Consider the following 20,283-nt stretch of genomic DNA (forward strand, 5'->3'; position numbering starts at 1 on the left):
TGTTATCAGGTCAGACCACTTTGTTTTATCGGTTAACAGGGGAGTGTTATGAGTCAGGCATTACCGCTAGTCACCCGCCAGGGCGATCGCATTGCTATAGTCAGCGGTTTACGTACTCCGTTTGCCAGACAGGCGACGGCGTTTCATGGCATTCCTGCCGTTGATCTCGGTAAGCTGGTGGTTGGCGAAATGCTGGCCCGCAGCGATATCCCTGTGGAAATAATCGAGCAGCTGGTATTTGGCCAGGTTGTGCAGATGCCGGAAGCGCCAAATATCGCACGGGAAATTGTTCTGGGAACCGGTATGAGCGTACATACCGATGCCTACAGCGTCAGTCGCGCTTGTGCGACCAGTTTTCAGGCGGTGGCCAACGTCGCAGAAAGTCTGATGGCAGGAACTATCCGGGCGGGCATCGCGGGTGGGGCTGACTCTTCGTCCGTGTTGCCCATCGGTGTTAGCAAAAAACTGGCCCGCGTCCTGGTTGATGTCAATAAAGCACGCACCCTGAGTCAGCGCCTCAAGCTCTTTTCCCGTCTACGCTTTCGCGATCTTCTTCCTGTGCCGCCAGCGGTCGCCGAATATTCCACCGGTCTACGGATGGGGGACACCGCTGAACAGATGGCAAAAACCTGGGGTATTCCCCGTGAACAGCAGGATCAGCTAGCGCTTCGCTCGCACCAGCTTGCCGCGAAGGCCTGGGAAGAGGGCAAACTATCAGCAGAAGTGATGACGGCATATACCCCGCCTTTCCGTGAACCGCTGGTTCAGGATAATAATATTCGTAAAAATTCAACGCTTGCTGATTACCAAAAGTTACGCCCGGCCTTTGATCGCAAACACGGGACCGTGACCGCTGCTAACAGTACGCCGTTAACCGATGGCGCGGCGGCGGTGATTATGATGACAGAATCCCGGGCTAAAGAGCTGGGGCTTGTCCCGCTGGGCTATCTGCGCAGCTATGCTTTCAGCGCCATTGCTGTCCAGCAGGATATGCTGTTGGGACCGGCATGGTCGACGCCGTTGGCGCTGGAAAGGGCAGGACTTACGCTGGCTGATTTAACCCTGATTGATATGCACGAAGCCTTTGCCGCGCAGACGTTGGCTAATTTGCAATGTCTGGCGAGCGACCGCTTTGCTCGTGAAGTGCTTGGACGTTCACAGGCAACAGGAGAGGTTGATGAGAGCAAGTTCAATGTGCTCGGCGGATCCATAGCCTATGGTCATCCTTTTGCCGCCACGGGCGCGAGAATGATCACCCAAACGTTACACGAACTGCGGCGTCGTGGAGGCGGATTTGGTTTGGTCACTGCCTGCGCTGCGGGTGGTTTAGGTGCAGCTATGATTCTGGAGGCCGAATAATGGACATCCTGTCGGCGTTTACGCTTGAGATTCGCCCGGACAATATTGCCGTGATTACGATTGATGCTCCTGGCGAAAAAATGAATACCTTGAAAGCCGAGTTTGCCAGCGAAGTACGGGCAATCATCCGTCAGCTTCGCGACAACAAAGACCTGCGCGGTGCGGTGTTCATTTCGGCAAAGCCAGATAATTTCATTGCCGGGGCCGATATCAACATGATTGCCCGCTGCGTTTCTGCCCTGGAGGCTGAAACGTTGGCCCGTCAAGGGCAGCAGATTATGGCGGAGATCCACGGGTTGTCGATTCCGGTTATTGCTGCTATCCACGGCGCATGTCTGGGTGGTGGCCTTGAGCTGGCGCTGGCTTGTCACGGGCGGGTGTGCAGCGATGATGATAAAACCCGACTTGGTTTGCCTGAAGTTCAATTGGGCCTGCTGCCAGGTTCCGGTGGTACCCAGCGTTTACCAAGATTAATCGGCGTCAGCAGCGCGCTGGATATGATCCTGACCGGCAAGCAGCTTCGCCCGCGTCAGGCCCTGAAAGTGGGACTGGTTGATGAAGTGGTGCCGCAGGCCATTTTGTTGCAAACCGCAGTAGAGTTGGCGTTGAAAGGACGCCCAGTAAGCCGCACTGTTCCTGTACGCGATCGCATCCTCGCCGGACCATTAGGTCGTAGTCTGCTATTTCGCCTGGTGGCGGAAAAGACACATCAAAAAACGCAGGGTAATTATCCAGCGACCAAACGTATTCTACAGGTGATTGAAACCGGGCTGGCGCAGGGTTGCAGTAGTGGTTATGCCGAAGAAGCGCGAGCCTTTGGTGAGCTGGCGATGACGCCGCAATCGCAAGCGTTGCGAGCCATTTTCTTCGCCAGTACCGATCTTAAGAAAGATCGCGGTGCGGATGCTGAACCCGGCGCGTTGCGCAGTGTAGGTATTCTTGGCGGCGGGCTGATGGGAGGGGGAATTGCTTACGTCACCGCCTGTAAAGGAGGATTGCCGGTACGCATTAAGGACATCCAACCGCGCGGGATCAATCACGCCATGAAGTACAGCTGGGATCTGCTCGACAAACAGGTTCGCCGCCGCTATCTGCGGGCTAGCGAGCGCGATCGTCAGCTGGCGTTGATCTCGGGTTCTACGGATTACCAGGGATTCGCACATCGTGATGTGGTTATCGAAGCGGTGTTTGAAGACCTTGCCCTCAAGCAAAAAATGGTCAGCGAGGTTGAGCAGCACTGTAGCGTTGAGACGATCTTTGCCTCTAATACCTCATCATTACCGATCGGTGAGATCGCGGCACAAGCCAGCAGGCCGCAGCAGGTTATCGGCCTACACTTCTTCAGTCCGGTAGAGAAAATGCCGTTGGTAGAGGTGATTCCGCATGCCGGTACCAATCAGCAAACTATCGCGACGGTGGTAAAACTGGCGAAGCAACAGGGGAAAACACCCATCGTGGTGGCTGACAAAGCGGGCTTTTATGTTAACCGTATTCTGGCCCCTTACATTAATGAAGCGATGCGCCTGTTGATGGAAGGTGAACCGATAGAACATATTGATAACTCATTGGTAAAATTTGGTTTTCCTGTCGGACCTATTCAACTGCTTGATGAGGTCGGTATCGATACCGGGACCAAAATTATCCCGGTTCTGGAGGCGGCATGGGGAGAACGTTTTAGCCCGCCTGCAAACATCATTAGCGCGATTCTGAATGACGATCGCAAAGGTAGAAAAAATAATCGGGGTTTCTATCTTTATGAGGCGAAAGGGCGTAAAAGCAAAAAACGGCCTGACACTGCGATTTACTCTTTACTGGGCGTTTCTTCTGCGCGGGAGCAATTGTCCGTGCAGCAGGTGGCGGAACGGTGTGTGATGATGATGCTTAATGAGGCAGCGCGCTGCTTCGATGAGCAAATTATCCGCAGTGCGCGCGATGGTGACATCGGTGCCGTGTTTGGTATTGGTTTCCCGCCGTTTCTTGGTGGCCCGTTCCGCTATATAGATAAGCTGGGTGCGGGAGAAGTCGTGGCAATTTTGCAGCGCCTGGCCGCACAGTATGGCCCGCGTTTTACACCATGTGACACTTTATTACACATGGCGGAGCAGGGGGCGACCTTTTGGCCCACTGATGAACGGACGACCTAAGTTGTGGTCAAAGAAGGTAAATCCGGCAATGAATGATGCTGGCCATTGGCTGTTTTGTAAGCAATAGTTGACTATACTTACGCCATTGAGGTAAAAAACAGCGTTTCATTCGTTGAATGGATCAGGCACAATGCCCGGCCACCGGGTCACCTGCGTATTGTTTACGTTGGTAAGGCTACGGTGCTTCTGGTTAACAAAAGCGGTGCAATATGCAAGTTTTTATTATGCGTCACGGCGACGCTGCCCTCGATGCAGCCAGTGACTCGGTTCGTCCACTAACCGTCTGCGGTTGTGATGAGTCTCGTCAGATGGCAACCTGGCTGAAAGGTCAAAAAGTGGATATTGAGCGGGTTCTTGTGAGTCCCTACCTGCGTGCTGAACAGACGCTGGAGATTGTTGGGGAGTGCATGAATCTGCCGAAAGATGTCGACGTGATGCCGGAACTCACGCCGTGCGGCGATGTTGGTATGGTCAACGCTTATCTTCAGGCGCTGGCAAATGAAGGTGTGGCGACGGCATTGGTCGTGTCGCATCTGCCTTTAGTGGGGTACCTCGTCTCAGAGCTGTGCCCGGGGGAAACTCCCCCGATGTTCACCACATCTGCTATTGCCTGCGTCACGCTTGATGCTGAAGGCAAAGGTGAATTCACCTGGCAAATGAGCCCCTGCAATTTGAAGATGGCAAAAGCGATTTAATCTCCTCCGGGGCTGACGAACTACGGAAGCTCCGGCGGTTGCCACTCTTCAACTTCAATCAGTACCAGCAGTGCGGCGTCACCGCCGTACTCTTTTGGTGCCTGATGAAATGCCATGATCTGCGGATGTTGCGCCAGCCATAGCGGCGTTTGCTGCTTAAGAATGTGTTTCCCATGCCCGTGCATCACGCAGGCGCAGAACACATGCTCGCGACGGCAGGCGGCAATTAACGCGCCCAGTTCTTGTTTGGCCTGCTGTTGGGTTAAGCCGTGCAGGTCAAGGAACAGCTCTGGAGAATAATCACCTCGCCGCAATTTTTTTAGCTCAAAATGGCTGACGTCCGAACGGACATACTTAACCGAGCCTTCGGTATTTAGCAGCGGCTGAAATTCATCCGAAAAGAAGTGGCTATTGTCTGCCTGTTCCTGAAGCAACCGTTTTGGCGGCACCTCAGAGATTTTTTTGCGCAGCGGGCGGTGAACGATAGTGTCCTGTTTAATCTGACGCGTGCCGGTCATCAGTTGCCGGAACAATGCCTGATCCTCCTCACTTAGCGATGTTTTCTTTTTCATTACCTGGTCTCATTTTTTCTTTGTCGCTAGTTTACCCGACTCGTCATACATCCAGGCAAGGAAAACGTATATTTCCCCCTTAGCCTGACGTAAGAATGCTGATTTATCCCCGTCTTCGTGGCAAACTAGCCGCCGAATTTATAGCAGAGCGTGTCCTGGAGGATAGCGTGGATAAAATTTTTGTTGATGAGGCTGTTAATGAGCTTCATACCATTCAGGACATGTTGCGTTGGGCGGTAAGCCGCTTTAGCGCTGCAAATATCTGGTACGGACACGGTACTGATAACCCGTGGGATGAAGCGGTGCAACTGGTGATGCCGTCGCTGTATTTGCCGCTGGATATTCCGGAAGATATGCGTACCGCGCGCCTGACTTCCAGTGAAAAGCATCGCATCGTTGAGCGCGTGATTCGTCGTATTAATGAGCGTATTCCGGTGGCTTATTTGACTAATAAAGCCTGGTTCTGTGGCCATGAGTTTTACGTTGATGAGCGCGTGCTGGTGCCGCGTTCACCGATTGGCGAGCTTATCAATAATCAGTTTGCTGGCCTGATTGACCATCAACCGCAGCACATTCTTGACATGTGCACCGGTAGCGGTTGCATTGCAATCGCCTGTGCTTATGCCTTCCCGGAAGCGGAAGTTGACGCGGTAGATATCTCCCCGGATGCGCTGGCTGTTACCGAGCAAAACATCGAAGATCACGGTTTAATTCACAACGTAACGCCGATTCGCTCCGATCTGTTCCGCGACCTGTTGAAGGTGCAATACGATCTGATCGTGACTAACCCACCTTATGTGGATGAAGAGGATATGTCCGACCTGCCGGGCGAATATCGCCATGAGCCGGTTCTGGGACTGGCTTCAGGCAGCGATGGTCTGAAGCTGACTCGCCGCATTCTGGCCTGCGCGCCAGATTATCTTAACGATGATGGTATCCTGATTTGTGAAGTCGGCAACAGCATGGTACATCTGATGGAACAGTATCCTGACGTACCATTTACCTGGCTGGAGTTTGACAACGGCGGTGATGGCGTCTTTATGCTGACCAAATCGCAACTGATTGACGCCCGTGCGCATTTCAGCATCTATAAAGACTAAAACAATAAACACGCAAACATAACGACAATAACGGAGCCGTGATGGCAGGAAACACAATTGGACAACTCTTTCGCGTTACTACCTTCGGCGAGTCGCACGGCCTGGCGCTGGGCTGTATCGTTGATGGCGTGCCGCCAGGTATTCCACTGACCGAAGCTGACCTACAGCACGACCTCGATCGTCGTCGGCCAGGAACGTCGCGTTATACCACCCAGCGTCGTGAACCGGATCAGGTGAAAATTCTTTCCGGCGTCTTTGAAGGCGTGACCACTGGTACCAGCATTGGTTTGCTGATCGAGAACACCGATCAACGTTCCCAGGACTACGGCGCGATTAAAGACGTTTTCCGCCCGGGTCATGCTGACTATACCTACGAGCAGAAATACGGCCTGCGCGACTATCGCGGCGGTGGTCGTTCTTCCGCCCGTGAAACCGCGATGCGCGTGGCTGCCGGGGCGATTGCCAAAAAATTCCTCGCCGCCAAATTCGGTATTGTCATTCGCGGCTGTTTGACCCAGATGGGCGATATTCCGCTAGCGATAAAAGACTGGGATCAGGTTGAGCAAAATCCGTTCTTCTGTCCGGACCCGGATAAAATCGAGGCGCTTGATGAACTAATGCGTGGCCTGAAAAAAGAGGGTGACTCCATCGGAGCAAAAGTGACCGTGGTAGCGGATGGCGTGCCTCCGGGACTGGGTGAGCCGGTATTTGACCGTCTGGATGCGGATATTGCGCACGCGCTGATGAGTATCAACGCGGTAAAAGGTGTGGAAATTGGCGATGGTTTTGAAGTGGTGAAACTTCGCGGTAGCGAAAACCGCGATGAAATTACTAAAGCGGGTTTTCAGAGCAACCATGCGGGCGGCGTGCTGGGCGGTATCAGCAGCGGTCAGCAAATTGTGGCGAATATCGCCCTGAAGCCAACCTCCAGCATTACCGTTCCGGGGCACACGATTAATCGCTTTGGCGAAGAAGTCGAGATGATCACCAAAGGGCGTCACGATCCTTGCGTCGGTATTCGTGCGGTTCCGATCGCCGAGGCGATGCTGGCGATCGTTTTAATGGATCACTTTATGCGTCAGCGCGCGCAGAACGGCGACGTGACGACATCAATCCCACGCTGGTAATAGATGAAAAAAACCGTTATCGCACTGCTGACACTCCTTGCCAGCAGTACCAGCCTGGCGGCAACGCCGTGGCAGAAAATCACGCAGCCTATCAGCGGAAGTTCACAGTCTATTGGCGCGTTTTCTAATGGCTGTATCGTTGGCGCACAGGCGCTGCCGTTAAATTCTACCGGCTATCAGGTGATGCGCACCGATCAGCGCCGCTATTTCGGCCATCCGGATCTCGTTCAGTTTATTCAGCGCCTGAGCAATCAGGCGCACAACAAAGGAATGGGGACGGTGCTGATTGGTGACATGGGTATGCCGGCTGGTGGTCGATTCAACGGCGGCCACGCCAGCCATCAGTCCGGGCTGGATGTGGATATCTTTCTCCAGCTCCCGCAGGCGCGCTGGAGTTCAGCGCAGCTCATGAAGCCGCAGGCTCTGGATCTGGTTGCGCGTGATGGCAAACGCGTAGTGCCGTCACTGTGGAGTCCGCAAATCAGTCAGTTGATTAAGATGGCGGCGGAAGATAGCGAAGTCACGCGCATTTTCGTTAACCCGGCGATCAAGCAGCAGTTGTGCCTGGATGCGGGTAACGATCGCGACTGGTTGCGTAAAGTTCGACCATGGTTCCAACATCGTGCGCATATGCATGTGCGTCTGCGCTGTCCTGCGGGAAGTCTTGAGTGTGAAGATCAGGCTCCACCTCCGGCAGGCGATGGTTGCGGCGCGGAATTACAAAGCTGGTTTGAACCACCGAAACCAGGATCAACCTCTCCTGCGAAGAAGACGCCGCCTCCATTGCCGCCTTCCTGCCAGGCTCTACTGGATGAGCATGTTCTTTAATGGATAGTTTTATCGATCTGTTTATGGTGTCACCGGCGGTACTGGTTGTGCTGTTTTTCGTGGCCATTCTGGCGGGGTTTATTGATTCCCTGGCGGGGGGCGGCGGGTTGTTAACCGTACCGGCATTGATGGCTGCGGGTCTACCTCCCGCACAGGCTCTGGCGACCAACAAGCTACAGGCTTGCGGTGGCTCGCTTTCCGCATCTCTCTATTTTATCCGCCGCAAGGTGGTGAATCTCGCCGATCAGAAGCTGAATATTCTGATGACGTTTGTTGGTTCAACTGGCGGCGCGCTGCTGGTGCAGCACGTCCAGTCCGATATTCTCAAGCAGATTCTGCCAATACTGATTATCGGCATTGGTCTCTATTTTCTGTTGATGCCAAAGCTCGGCGAAGAAGACCGTCAGCGTCGTCTTTACGGTCTGCCGTTTGCTCTGGTGGCTGGCGGCTGCGTGGGTTTTTATGATGGCTTTTTTGGCCCGGGTGCAGGTTCTTTTTATGCGCTGGCTTTTGTGACTCTGGCCGGGTTCAATCTCGCTAAATCGACCGCCCATGCCAAAGTGCTTAATGCTACCTCCAACGTTGGCGGCCTGCTGCTGTTTATCATTGGCGGTAAAGTTATCTGGGCCACCGGCTTCGTAATGATGGTAGGACAATTTATTGGTGCCCGCGCCGGTTCGCGGCTGGTGCTGAGCAAAGGACAATCACTAATTCGACCGATGATTGTTGTCGTGTCGGCGGTGATGAGTGCAAAACTTCTTTATGACAGCCATGGACAGGAGATCCTCCACTGGTTGGGGATGAACTAATGAACAGTACGCATAATTACGAACAGCTGATTGAAATCTTCGACGGTTGCTTTGCCGATGATTTTAATACCCGTCTGATTAAAGGCGATGACGAACCGATCTATCTTCCGGCTGATGGCGATGCACCGTATAACCGCATCGTTTTTGCCCACGGCTTTTACGCCAGCGGATTACATGAGATCTCGCACTGGTGTATCGCTGGTAAAGCGCGTCGCGAGCTGGTTGACTTCGGTTACTGGTACTGCCCTGATGGCCGTGATGCGATGACCCAGTCTAAATTTGAAGACGTTGAGGTGAAACCGCAGGCGTTCGACTGGCTATTTTGCGTGGCGGCTGGCTATCCGTTTAACGTCAGTTGCGACAACCTGGAAGGCGATTTTGAACCTGACCGTATCGTTTTTCAACGGCGAGTACATGCTCAGGTGATGGTCTATCTGGAGCAGGGGATCCCCGAGCGTCCGGCGCGCTTTATCAAAGCATTACAAGAATATTATCAAACGCCGCCTTTGACGGCTGAGCAATTCCCGTGGCCGGAAGACCTGCACTAAGGCCACACTTTACATAATATGAGGAAAGAAGATGATCGCGGAGTTTGAATCACGCATTCTGGCGTTAATAGACGATATGGTAGACCACGCCAGTGATGATGAACTATTTGCCGGCGGTTATCTGCGCGGCCATCTGACGCTGGCGGTGGCTGAGCTGGAAGGTGAGGACGAGCATACTGCGCAAGCGGTGAATGATAAGGTGACCCAAAGCCTAACGAAAGCGATCAACGCTGGCGAACTGTCGCCACCCGATCAGATTCTGGTGCAGGGCATGTGGGATAATTTGTATCAGCAGGCGCTGCGGAAATAACGTTTTTGCCTGATTAGTGGCCCGATTTCACCCTATCGGGCCAGTTTCTTTGACTATTTCACCGCTTTCCCTTTCAGTAACTTTCTTACCCACAAACGATTCGGATTCAGCGCTGCCAGAGTTTCTCTGTCCATCGGTAACGGCTCGTTGCTCATTTGCGCCGCCAGAATTTCGGCCATCAGCGGAGCGGAGCATAATCCGCGCGAACCGAGTGCGGCAAGCAAATACAGATTGCGATAAATTGGGGCCTCTATGGCCCGTTCCTGGCGTTCGGCCAGCGAGGCGTATTCGCTTAATGTGCGATCATAGTCGGGCACATTGCCTGCCATCGGCAAATGATCGCGTGTTGCACAGCGCACGCCGCTGCGCGCTTCATTGGCACTGACATCCACCTCCTGCACCCACTTAATCTGCGGCAAGCAGTCAATCAGGCGTTGGCGATTTTGTTGCTGATCTACAGCGCTAAACGTGGTATCCGTTTGCCCACGATGATAGCTGGCACCAATGCAGTGCTGTTGGTTGTTTGGGTTTTGCGGGGTCAAATAACCGTCATAACACAGCACCTGGCGTAGCTGTGATAGTCCTGGCGTGGTGGGAATATGGCTGACCTGACCCGCAACTGGATACATGGGAAGGTGTGTGGTCTGACTGAAGTCAGTTACCTGATAACCATTAGCCAGTACCGCGACTTCATGGTGCTGCCGCTGATTTAATTGCCAGCCGTCATTATCAGTGCTGATAGTTTCAACAGGATAATCGTAGTGAACATGTAACCCGCGAGTAGCCGCGAGGGCGAATAGTTCGGCAGTTAGCTGCTGTGGACAGAGCCAACCGCCGGCAGGGTAGGTTATTCCCCCGCAGTCGGTGTCGACGCCGCAGGTTTGTGCAACGGTTTGGGCGTTAACGGCAACGGCGATTTCCGGCGGCAGATTGAGTTCAAGCATCTGGGCGATTTTCTGTGCGCTTTTTTCATCCCAGGCTAGCTGCGTAACGCCGCACCAATCGTGGTCAAACTGCACTGGAAGAGTGTCGTAGAGGCGACGTGCAAAGGTAAATGCCGCCGGGAAAAAGCGGGCGAGGGCCGGATCGTGTTGACTCAATAGAGGGTAAAGAGCCCCCTGACGATTGCCGGACGCGCCTTCTGCGGGGGCGCTGTCGGCACAATATAACGTCACCTGCCAGCCACGACGCAGCAGCGCCAGAGAGAGCAGGGCGCTGGCGATGCCGCCGCCGATAATCGCCACATCGCGCTGCTCCGTTCCGCTACGGGCAAACCACGGAGTGCGCGAGGCGAAGTCGAGCGTTTGCTTCATTTCGCCGACAAGCATTTCGCGTTTGCGGCCAAAACCTTTGCGTTTCTGCATGCTGAAACCAGCTTCTTGCAGCCCGCGGCGAACAAAACCGGCCGAGGTGAAGGTAGCCAGAGTTCCGCCGGGCCTCGCCAGTCGGGCCATCGCTGAAAAGAGTTCCGGCGTCCACATATCCGGGTTTTTTGCAGGCGCAAAGCCATCGAGAAACCAGGCATCCACCTGCTGATTAAGCGAATCATCAAGCTCGTTGGTGAGTTCATTGATATCGCCAAACCACAAATCCAGCGTTACACGTCCGTCATCCAGTAGCAGACGATGGCAGCCCGCTAACGGTTGCGGCCACTGCGCCTGTAGCTGTTCAGCCCATGGCGTAAGCTCGGGCCAGTGCTGGTGTGCCAGAGAAAGATCGTCGGCCTTCAGCGGAAATTTTTCGAAACTGATGAAATGTAATCTTTGCAGGGTAGCTTCTGGATTATCGCGGTGAAAAACGTCAAACGCCTGCCATAGCGTGAGAAAGTTTAGCCCGGTGCCGAACCCACTTTCAGCAACGATAAATAATGGGTGCGAATGAATGGGGAAACGTTCGTTAAGCTGGTTACCGCTGAGGAAAACGTAGCGAGTCTCTTCCAGGCCATTATCATTGGAAAAGTAGACATCGTCGAAATCTCGGGAAACAGGTGTACCCTCAGCATTGAATTCCAGGTTGGCGGGTTGTATGGCGTTTTGTTTCACGTAAGTTACTCGAATCACAAGGCGTAGAACGATCTTAACGATGTGTGCCTGAGGGCGCAAATTTATACACAATTTGGCTGATCGGACTTGTTCGGCGTACAAGTGTACGCTATTGTGCGACTCGAAACTTAATATAGTGTGACTTACAGAGGTATTGAATGAAACGTGCAGTGATTACTGGCCTGGGCATCGTTTCCAGTATTGGTAATAACCAGCAGGAAGTCCTGGCATCTCTGCGTGAAGGACGCTCCGGGATCACTTTCTCTGAAGAGTTTAAAGATTCGGGAATGCGCAGCCACGTATGGGGTAATGTCAAACTGGACACAACTGGTTTGATCGACCGTAAAGTGGTTCGTTTCATGAACGATGCCTCTATCTATTCCTATCTCTCCATGCAGCAGGCGATTGAAGATGCTGGCCTGAAAGAAGAAGTCTATCAGCAAAACCCGCGCGTGGGTCTGATTGCCGGTTCCGGCGGTTCTTCTAAATCTCAGGTTTTCGGCGCTGACGCAATGCGCAGCCCGCGTGGTCTGAAAGCCGTAGGTCCTTATGTGGTGACTAAAGCGATGGCATCTGCAGTATCCGCTTGCCTTGCCACACCGTTTAAAATCTATGGCGTGAACTACTCCATCAGCTCTGCTTGTGCGACTTCCGCACACTGTATCGGTAATGCTGTTGAGCAAATTCAACTGGGTAAACAGGATATCGTGTTTGCTGGCGGCGGCGAAGAGCTGTGCTGGGAAATGGCCTGTGAGTTCGACGCGATGGGTGCTCTGTCCACCAAATACAACGAAACGCCGGAAAAAGCGTCCCGTACCTATGATGCGCATCGCGATGGCTTCATCATCGCAGGCGGCGGCGGTATGGTTGTCGTTGAAGAGCTGGAACACGCTCTGGCGCGCGGTGCGCACATTTATGCTGAAATCGTTGGCTACGGCGCAACGTCCGATGGTGCTGACATGGTTGCTCCATCAGGTGAAGGCGCGGTGCGCTGCATGAAGATGGCGATGCACGGCGTTGATACCCCAATCGATTACCTGAACTCCCACGGTACTTCTACACCGGTTGGTGATGTGAAGGAACTGGGTGCTATTCGCGAAGTGTTCGGTGATAACAGCCCGGCAATCTCTGCCACAAAAGCGATGACCGGCCACTCTCTGGGCGCGGCTGGCGTGCAGGAAGCTATCTACTCTCTGCTGATGCTGGAACACGGCTTTATCGCCCCAAGCATCAACATTGAAGAGATGGACGAGCAGGCTGCAGGTCTGAACATCGTGACCGAGCCTACTGAACGCGCGCTGACTACCGTGATGTCTAACAGCTTCGGTTTTGGCGGGACTAACGCCACGCTGGTGATGCGCAAATACAGCGCGTAACGAGCAAACCTTGAGAAGGGAGCCAACGGGCTCCCTTTTTTGTCTTCTTGACAGACCCCTGCGCAAGCAGGCAAACTCCTGCCACAACATTATTCTCCCCAATAATGCGTAAGCGTTTAACGTCATCCAACGCGCCTTAACCCTGATAATCAGGTGGAGATGGCGTGGTTATCACCTCGCCTTACTCTGCGAACTGGAGTAAAGCATGTCCGCAGCGACTGAAACAAAAAACACCTCTTCAGCGAATGGATCGCTGTTTCGTATTACTTTCGCCGTTTTTCTTACCTACATGACCGTGGGCCTGCCGCTGCCGGTGATCCCGCTGTTCGTTCATCAGGAACTGGGTTTTGGTAACACCATGGTTGGCGTCGCCGTCGGTATCCAGTTCCTTGCTACCGTGTTAACACGCGGCTATGCCGGTCGCCTGGCGGATCAGTATGGTGCAAAGCGCTCTGTACTTCAGGGCATGCTGGCCTGCGCGCTGGCAGGCGGTGCCTGGCTATGCGCTGCGCTGCTGCCGGTATCCGTTCTGGCGAAGTTTGGCCTGCTGGTACTTGGGCGTTTGATCCTCGGCTTTGGTGAAAGCCAACTGCTTACCGGTAATCTGAGCTGGGGAATGGGGCTGGTTGGCCCTGCACGTTCAGGAAAAGTGATGTCATGGAACGGCATGGCGATATACGGCTCGCTGGCAGCCGGGGCTCCGCTGGGGCTGCTGATCTATAGTCATTATGGCGTAGCGGTGCTGGCCTGCGTCACCATGGCGCTGCCGTTAGTCGCCTGGGCGATTAACGGCACGGTACGTAAAATACCTGCTCACGGTGGTGAGCGCCCGTCGCTATGGAGCGTTGTAGGGATGATCTGGCGCCCCGGTATCGGCCTTGGATTACAGGGCGTCGGCTTCGCGGTGATTGGCACGTTCGTCTCCTTGTATTTCGCCAGCCACGGCTGGGCAATGGCTGGTTTTACACTGACCGCATTCGGCGGCGCTTTCGTATTGATGCGTATTTTGTTCGGCTGGATGCCGGATCGTTTTGGCGGGGTAAAAGTCGCCATCGTTTCGCTGCTGGTTGAGGCTATTGGTCTGGCTCTGCTTTGGCAGGCACCAAATGCCTGGGTGGCGTTGGCGGGTGCCGCGTTGACTGGCTGCGGTTGCTCACTTATCTTCCCGGCCTTGGGTGTGGAGGTGGTGAAACGCGTACCGCCGCAGGTGAGAGGAACGGCGCTGGGCGGCTATGCCGCATTTCAGGATATCTCTTACGGCGTCACTGGTCCGCTTACTGGACTATTGGCAACGTCTCTGGGCTACTCTTCTGTTTTCCTCGCTGCAGCGATATGCGCAGTGCTGGGGATCGTGGTGACTCTGATTTCATTGCGCAAATAGAGTTATGGTTCGGCCCTCACTGGTCGAGGGCCGATTCTGTTCTTTCCTAAATCATCAACCACAGCAAGCCAAACACCACGATTAACGTCAGCGTGATGACCCACGGTTTTTTGCACGCTAGCCTGAGTGAAGAGGGGGTAGCCTGAACCGGCGGGATGACTAGCGTCTCCTGGGCTCTGGCGACCCGCAGTACAAAAATTTTATTGAGCAGCGTTAGCAACTGCGCAGTGCTCAGAGGCGTTTGCGCATTAGCGTGCCAGTTGGTTTGCGCAAAATTGATCACTCTCTGCCACTCCTGAGCCTCAAGTGGTTGTTTCAACGCAGCTTTTAGCGATGTGAGCGTCGGTGCTGCCTGCGAGCTAAGCGTTTGCCGCGCATGGAGCCAATATGAGAGTGGGGTAAAATGGGTGGCCGGGATCAGTTCACCAGTTTTTACGCCGCTAAGTTCCAGCATGGATTGCCAGATAAGTTTGCTGGATTCGCCGGTGGCAGCGGCAAGTTTTGTCACCTGTTGATTCAGCGTATTGTGCTCTGCTGGCAGCAGTGGACGCCGTGTTGGCGGGCGCTGCTGTGGCTGAGGGATCGACAACTGACCGCTTTGCAGTAATTGCAGGACATTTTCCAGCTGCGGGAGGGTCAATGCTTGCAGTGCTGTCTGTCCATCATGCTGGCGGATGTAATCGCTGACCGCCTGGCGATTATTTCCCTGATTCAAAAGCTCGGTTAGCTGCGCCAGAATTTGTCGACGATGATGATTTTGTTGCGCGAGGATTAAGCGCTGGTTCAGGCTGTGCTCGGCGGCCTCAAAATGGCTCGCCAGCAGCGGCGCGTCGTTTTTCAGGCTCAGATCGTGTTTAACGCAGGCCCACACCTCGGCATTTTGCTGCGATGTTAACGCCACCAGACGCGTAATCAACCGCTCAAGTACGGTACGCTGCTGCGTGGTGAGCGGAGGTTCGCCTGTCCCCGGAGGGCGATCGGACATACCTGAAACGGGTTGTGTCATGACTAATCCTTCTACATAAGGCCGGGGGATGATGTTCCTGGCGGCGAGATTATGGCACACTTCCCCGGTTTACTCTCGCTCTCAGACAGGTACTGAACCGTGAAAATCCTCGTTGATGAAAATATGCCCTATGCGCGTGAGCTTTTTAGTCGCCTGGGGGAAGTGAAGGCCGTTGCTGGTCGTCCTGTTCCGGCTGAAGCGCTGAATGACGCCGATGCTCTGATGGTTCGCTCGGTCACCAAAGTTAACGAAACGCTGCTCTCTGGCAGGGCTATCAAATTTGTCGGCACCGCGACTGCGGGTACCGATCATGTCGATCAGGTGTGGCTCCAGCAGGCGGGGATCGGTTTTTCCGCAGCACCAGGCTGCAATGCCATCGCTGTAGTAGAATATGTGTTTTCGGCGCTGTTAATGCTGGCTGAACGTGATGGTTTTGCGCTGACCGATCGCACGGTTGGGATCGTGGGTGTAGGCAACGTCGGTGGGCGTCTGCAAAAACGCCTTGAGGCGCTGGGGATCAAAACCCTGCTCTGCGATCCGCCTCGCGCCGATCGCGGTGATGAAGGCGATTTCCGCACTCTTGATGAGCTGGTGCAGGAAGCTGATGTTCTGACTTTCCATACGCCGCTCTATAAAGAAGGGTCGTATAAAACGTTGCACCTGGCGGATGAGACGCTGATTAGCCGCCTTAAGCCGGGGGCGATTTTAATTAATGCCTGCCGTGGGCCGGTGGTTGATAACGCCGCGCTGCTCAGGCGTTTGCAGGATAATCAGGCGCTAAGCGTGGTGCTTGATGTCTGGGAGCCTGAGCCCGATCTCAATACCGAATTGCTTAAGCGGGTTGATATTGGCACCGCGCATATTGCGGGCTATACCCTTGAAGGCAAAGCGCGTGGTACGACGCAGGTTTTTGAGGCTTACAGCGCATTTATCGGTCATCCGCAGCAGGTGGCTCTGGACACTCTGTTGCCCGCGCCTGAGTTTGGTCGCATCACTTTGCATGGGCCGCTTGATCAGGCAACGCTAAAACGACTGGCGCATTTGGTGTATGATGTGCGCCGCGATGATGCGCCGCTGCGAAAAGTCGCAGGGGTTGCTGGTGAGTTCGACAAGCTGCGCAAAAATTATCAGGAACGCCGTGAATGGTCTTCGTTGTATGTTCAGTGCAGCGACGAACCGGCGGCGACGCTGTTGCGTCAGTTAGGCTTTAATGCCATGCATCATCCCATCCGTTAATATCTTCTTAATGCTCCTGCTGGATAATCCGGCAGGGCCGCTTTTTTCTGGAGTACACCACCATGTCTGAAGGCTGGAATATTGCCGTACTGGGCGCAACGGGCGCCGTAGGCGAAGCCCTGTTCGAAACCCTTGCCGATCGTCAGTTCCCGGTGGGGGATATTTATGCGCTGGCGCGTAATGAAAGCGCCGGTGAGCATCTGCGTTTTTCGGGTAAGTCGGTTATCGTTCAGGATGCTGCTGAATTCGACTGGACTCAGGCCCAGCTGGCCTTTTTTGCCGCCGGTGTAGAAGCGAGCGCCGCGTATATCGAAGACGCCACTAACGCGGGTTGTCTGGTGATTGATTTAAGTGGTCTGTTTGCGCTTGAACCGGACGTGCCGCTGGTGGTGCCGGATGTGAACCCGTTCGTACTGGCGGATTACCGTAATCGCAACGTTATTGCGGTACCGAATAGCCTGACCAGCCAGCTGCTTGCAGCGTTAAAACCGCTGATCGATCAGGGTGGCCTGTCGCGTATTAGTGTGACCAATCTGCTGTCTGCTTCCGCTCACGGTAAAAAAGCGGTCGATGCGCTGGCGGGGCAGAGCGCTAAATTGCTTAACGGCATTCCGGTTGATGAGGACGATTTCTTTGGCCGCCAGCTGGCGTTCAACATGTTGCCGCTATTGCCCGATCGTGAAGGTAGCGTGCGCGAAGAGCGTCGTATCGTCGATGAAGTCCGCAAGATTTTGCAAGATGACGGCCTGATGATCTCCGCAAGTGTGGTGCAGTCCCCGGTATTCTACGGTCATGCGCAAATGGTAGGCTTTGAAGCGCAGCGCCCGCTGTCGGCGGAAGAAGCGCGTGATGCCTTTGCCCGTGGTGAAGATATCGAGCTGTCCGAAGAGGGGGAGTTCCCGACTCAGGTCGGCGACGCTTCCGGCACCGTGCGCCTTTCCATCGGCTGCGTGCATAATGATTATGGTATGCCGGAGCAGGTGCAGTTCTGGTCAGTGGCCGATAACGTCCGTTTTGGCGGCGCGCTGATGGCGGTGAAAATCGCTGAGAAACTGGTCCAGGAGTATTTGTACTAATGTCTGAGATGGAGCAGCCGCCGGTCTATAGAATTGCGCTGGGCATTGAGTATGACGGTAGCAAATACTACGGTTGGCAGCGGCAGAATGAAGTTCGCAGCGTGCAGGAAAAACTGGAAAAGGCGCTTTCGCAGGTTGCTAATGAACCGGTGAGCGTATTATGTGCCGGTCGTACCGATGCCGGAGTTCATGGTACCGGTCAGGTGGTGCATTTTGAAACCCGTGCATTACGTAAAGACGTGGCATGGACGCTGGGAGTTAATGCGAATTTACCTGGCGATATCGCGGTACGTTGGGTTAAGCAAGTTCCACCGGACTTTCATGCCCGGTTCAGCGCCACGGCGCGCCGCTATCGCTACGTCATCTATAATCATCGCCTGCGACCGGCGGTATTAGGTCGGGGCGTGACTCACTATTACCATCCCCTGGATGCTGAGCGGATGCAGCGCGCGGCCCAGTGTCTGCTGGGGGAAAATGATTTCACCTCGTTTCGTGCGGTACAGTGCCAGTCGCGCACCCCGTGGCGTAACGTGATGCATATTAACGTCACCCGTTATGGTGCATATGTGGTGGTGGATATCAAAGCGAATGCCTTTGTACATCATATGGTAAGGAATATTGTAGGCAGTCTGATGGAAGTAGGTGCCGGTAACCAGCCAGAGAGCTGGATTGCAGAACTTCTGGCGGCAAAAGACAGGACTCTGGCCGCTGCAACGGCAAAAGCGGAAGGATTGTATCTGGTGTCGGTGGATTATCCGGCCCGCTACGACCTGCCGGTAATGCCGATGGGCCCGCTGTTTCTGGCGGACTAACCTGGTTATTAAGGGCTAACGCAAACTATGGATCTGATTCGTTTTTTAATTGATTTTATTTTACACATTGATGTGCACCTGGCTGAGCTGGTCGCGCAATACGGCATCTGGGTATACGCGATTCTGTTTTTGATTCTGTTCTGTGAAACCGGCCTGGTGGTCACGCCGTTCCTGCCAGGTGACTCTCTGCTGTTTGTTGCGGGTGCTTTGTCGGCGTTGCCGACTAACGATCTCAACGTGCACTTGATGGTGGCGCTGATGGTGGTTGCTGCGATTATCGGCGATGCCCTGAACTACACCATCGGGCGGCTGTTTGGTGAAAAGTTATTCAGTAATCCCAATTCAAAAATTTTCCGCCGCAGCTACCTGGATAAAACCCATGGCTTCTACGCTCGCCACGGCGGCAAGACCATAATCCTTGCTCGTTTTGTCCCGATCGTCAGAACCTTTGCGCCGTTTGTGGCGGGAATGGGACATATGTCCTATCGTCATTTTGCGATGTATAACGTGGTTGGCGCGCTGCTGTGGGTGCTGCTGTTCACCTACGCGGGTTATCTGTTTGGCGATTTGCCGATCGTGCAGGAAAATCTTAAGCTGCTAATCGTGGCGATTATCGTGCTTTCCGTACTGCCAGGGGTGATTGAAATCATTCGCCACAAGCGTGCTGCGGCGAAACAGGCGAAATAACGTTGCGGTTATCTTCGGGCGGTATGCCACCGTCCGAAGAGTGAAGTGTGAGCGGTTCGACCACTTTTTTATCCCATGTTACGGGATGTTATGATTTAATGTGCAACATTCATGGTCTGTAAGGGGCAAAAATGGCATTATGCGCCCCTTGCGACAAAACTGGCATCGACCAGGTTCAGGTAGAAAGGTTATCAATGAGCTGGATTGAACGAATTAAAAGCAATATAACCCCCACCCGTAAGGCGAGTATCCCTGAAGGTGTATGGACCAAGTGCGACAGCTGCGGTCAGGTACTGTACCGCGCAGAGCTGGAGCGCAACCTGGAGGTTTGCCCTAAGTGCGATCACCACATGCGTATGTCGGCGCGTAACCGCCTGCATAGCCTGCTGGACGAAGGTTCCCTCGTGGAGCTGGGAAGCGAGCTCGAGCCAAAAGATGTGCTGAAGTTCCGCGATTCGAAAAAGTATAAAGACCGTCTGGCATCAGCCCAGAAAGAGACTGGCGAAAAAGACGCGCTGGTGGTCATGAAAGGCACCCTGCATGAAATGCCGGTTGTTGCCGCCGCTTTCGAATTCTCCTTTATGGGCGGTTCAATGGGCTCTGTCGTCGGCGCGCGCTTTGTTCGTGCGGTTGAACAGGCTCTGGAAGACAACTGCCCGCTGATTTGTTTCTCCGCTTCCGGCGGCGCGCGTATGCAGGAAGCGCTGATGTCGCTGATGCAGATGGCGAAAACCTCCGCTGCGCTGGCGAAAATGCAGGAGCGCGGCTTGCCGTATATCTCCGTGCTGACCGACCCAACCATGGGCGGTGTCTCGGCGAGCTTTGCTATGTTGGGCGATTTGAACATCGCTGAGCCAAAAGCGCTGATCGGTTTTGCCGGTCCCCGCGTTATTGAGCAGACCGTTCGTGAGAAGCTGCCGCCGGGATTCCAGCGCAGTGAGTTCCTGATTGAAAAAGGGGCGATCGATATGATCGTTCGTCGCCCGGAAATGCGTCTGAAGCTGGCCAGTATTCTGGCGAAGCTGATGAACCTTCCGGCGCCAAATCCGGAACCCGTTCACGAAGGTGAGGTGGTGCCACCGGAGCCGGATCAGGAACCAGAGGCCTGATAATACAGAGGGCAGGCCTGACGGTGCTGCCCTTTTTTATACGCGTAGTTATCTTAACTCTTGCCG

The 20,283-nt window shown here is 54.2% G+C and carries 19 protein-coding genes; 16 read left to right on the top strand and 3 right to left on the bottom strand.

The features are described 5' to 3' along the window. Positions 1–48 precede the first annotated feature (48 nt). The 3 genes from fadI to sixA all read left to right on the top strand — a co-directional run bounded on the left by fadI (position 49) and on the right by sixA (position 4,198). Positions 49–1,359 carry an acetyl-CoA C-acyltransferase FadI gene (gene fadI / locus QVF11_RS06865; protein ID WP_287855869.1) on the top strand — a complete coding sequence of 437 codons (1,311 nt, stop codon included), beginning with the start codon at positions 49–51 and terminating at the stop codon, positions 1,357–1,359. Next, positions 1,359–3,503 carry a fatty acid oxidation complex subunit alpha FadJ gene (fadJ, locus tag QVF11_RS06870; RefSeq protein ID WP_287855871.1) on the top strand — a complete coding sequence of 715 codons (2,145 nt, stop codon included), beginning with the start codon at positions 1,359–1,361 and terminating at the stop codon, positions 3,501–3,503. The genes fadI and fadJ overlap by 1 nt, the downstream gene beginning before the upstream one ends. Positions 3,504–3,712: 209 nt before the next feature. Continuing rightward, positions 3,713–4,198, top strand: a complete 486-nt coding sequence (gene sixA, locus QVF11_RS06875; RefSeq protein ID WP_287855873.1) for a phosphohistidine phosphatase SixA — start codon at positions 3,713–3,715, stop codon at positions 4,196–4,198. Between the two features lie 20 nt (positions 4,199–4,218). Here the strand turns inward: sixA and smrB are convergent, their stop codons facing one another. Continuing rightward, a complete protein-coding gene (gene smrB, locus QVF11_RS06880; protein WP_112212942.1) occupies positions 4,219–4,770 on the bottom strand; it encodes an endonuclease SmrB in 552 nt (183 codons plus the stop codon). Between the two features lie 167 nt (positions 4,771–4,937). On the opposite strand from smrB, the gene prmB reads away from it, so the two are divergent. The 6 genes from prmB to QVF11_RS06910 are packed head-to-tail and all read left to right on the top strand — an operon-like array spanning position 4,938 to position 9,492. After that, positions 4,938–5,870 (top strand): 50S ribosomal protein L3 N(5)-glutamine methyltransferase, encoded by a 933-nt coding sequence (gene prmB, locus QVF11_RS06885; RefSeq protein ID WP_110272429.1) that lies wholly within the window; start codon positions 4,938–4,940, stop codon positions 5,868–5,870. Positions 5,871–5,911: 41 nt separating this feature from the next. After that, positions 5,912–6,997: a chorismate synthase gene (aroC, locus tag QVF11_RS06890; RefSeq protein WP_112212943.1), complete on the top strand. Its 1,086-nt coding sequence runs from the start codon at positions 5,912–5,914 to the stop codon at positions 6,995–6,997. Between the two features lie 3 nt (positions 6,998–7,000). Beyond that, entirely contained in the window at positions 7,001–7,825 is an 825-nt protein-coding gene (mepA, locus tag QVF11_RS06895) for a penicillin-insensitive murein endopeptidase (protein ID WP_142513036.1), read from the top strand. Beyond that, positions 7,825–8,634, top strand: a complete 810-nt coding sequence (locus tag QVF11_RS06900; RefSeq protein WP_112212945.1) for a sulfite exporter TauE/SafE family protein — start codon at positions 7,825–7,827, stop codon at positions 8,632–8,634. The genes mepA and QVF11_RS06900 overlap by 1 nt, the downstream gene beginning before the upstream one ends. Continuing rightward, on the top strand, positions 8,634–9,182 hold the full coding sequence (locus QVF11_RS06905) for an elongation factor P hydroxylase (RefSeq protein WP_112212946.1): 549 nt from the start codon (positions 8,634–8,636) through the stop codon (positions 9,180–9,182). The genes QVF11_RS06900 and QVF11_RS06905 overlap by 1 nt, the downstream gene beginning before the upstream one ends. A 31-nt stretch (positions 9,183–9,213) precedes the next feature. Next, positions 9,214–9,492 (top strand): YfcL family protein, encoded by a 279-nt coding sequence (locus QVF11_RS06910; protein WP_112212947.1) that lies wholly within the window; start codon positions 9,214–9,216, stop codon positions 9,490–9,492. 53 nt (positions 9,493–9,545) lie between these two features. On the opposite strand, the gene mnmC is transcribed toward QVF11_RS06910, so the two are convergent. Next, positions 9,546–11,534: a bifunctional tRNA (5-methylaminomethyl-2-thiouridine)(34)-methyltransferase MnmC2/FAD-dependent 5-carboxymethylaminomethyl-2-thiouridine(34) oxidoreductase MnmC1 gene (gene mnmC, locus QVF11_RS06915; protein ID WP_287855879.1), complete on the bottom strand. Its 1,989-nt coding sequence runs from the start codon at positions 11,532–11,534 to the stop codon at positions 9,546–9,548. A 158-nt stretch (positions 11,535–11,692) separates the two neighbouring features. Between mnmC and fabB the strand changes: the two genes are divergently transcribed. Both fabB and QVF11_RS06925 read left to right on the top strand, forming a co-directional pair. Then, positions 11,693–12,910 carry a beta-ketoacyl-ACP synthase I gene (gene fabB / locus QVF11_RS06920; protein ID WP_112212948.1) on the top strand — a complete coding sequence of 406 codons (1,218 nt, stop codon included), beginning with the start codon at positions 11,693–11,695 and terminating at the stop codon, positions 12,908–12,910. Positions 12,911–13,115: 205 nt separating this feature from the next. Next, a complete protein-coding gene (locus QVF11_RS06925) occupies positions 13,116–14,291 on the top strand; it encodes an MFS transporter (protein WP_287855881.1) in 1,176 nt (391 codons plus the stop codon). Between the two features lie 46 nt (positions 14,292–14,337). Here the strand turns inward: QVF11_RS06925 and flk are convergent, their stop codons facing one another. Continuing rightward, a complete protein-coding gene (flk, locus tag QVF11_RS06930) occupies positions 14,338–15,297 on the bottom strand; it encodes a flagella biosynthesis regulator Flk (RefSeq protein WP_287855883.1) in 960 nt (319 codons plus the stop codon). 99 nt (positions 15,298–15,396) lie between these two features. Between flk and pdxB the strand changes: the two genes are divergently transcribed. From pdxB to accD, 5 genes are all read left to right on the top strand, one after another. Beyond that, positions 15,397–16,533, top strand: coding sequence for a 4-phosphoerythronate dehydrogenase PdxB (gene pdxB, locus QVF11_RS06935; RefSeq protein ID WP_287855885.1), 1,137 nt, complete (start codon positions 15,397–15,399; stop codon positions 16,531–16,533). A gap of 62 nt (positions 16,534–16,595) precedes the next feature. After that, complete coding sequence (locus QVF11_RS06940; RefSeq protein ID WP_112212956.1) at positions 16,596–17,609, top strand: aspartate-semialdehyde dehydrogenase; 1,014 nt, start codon at positions 16,596–16,598, stop codon at positions 17,607–17,609. Continuing rightward, positions 17,609–18,421 (top strand): tRNA pseudouridine(38-40) synthase TruA, encoded by an 813-nt coding sequence (gene truA / locus QVF11_RS06945; RefSeq protein ID WP_110272245.1) that lies wholly within the window; start codon positions 17,609–17,611, stop codon positions 18,419–18,421. The genes QVF11_RS06940 and truA overlap by 1 nt, the downstream gene beginning before the upstream one ends. A 27-nt stretch (positions 18,422–18,448) precedes the next feature. Next, positions 18,449–19,108 (top strand): DedA family protein, encoded by a 660-nt coding sequence (locus tag QVF11_RS06950; protein WP_110272246.1) that lies wholly within the window; start codon positions 18,449–18,451, stop codon positions 19,106–19,108. A gap of 194 nt (positions 19,109–19,302) precedes the next feature. Continuing rightward, positions 19,303–20,217: an acetyl-CoA carboxylase, carboxyltransferase subunit beta gene (accD, locus tag QVF11_RS06955; protein ID WP_110272247.1), complete on the top strand. Its 915-nt coding sequence runs from the start codon at positions 19,303–19,305 to the stop codon at positions 20,215–20,217. Positions 20,218–20,283: the final 66 nt, after the last annotated feature.

The sequence above is a fragment of the Klebsiella sp. genome, from assembly GCF_027492335.1.
Lineage (GTDB): Bacteria > Pseudomonadota > Gammaproteobacteria > Enterobacterales > Enterobacteriaceae > Klebsiella > Klebsiella huaxiensis.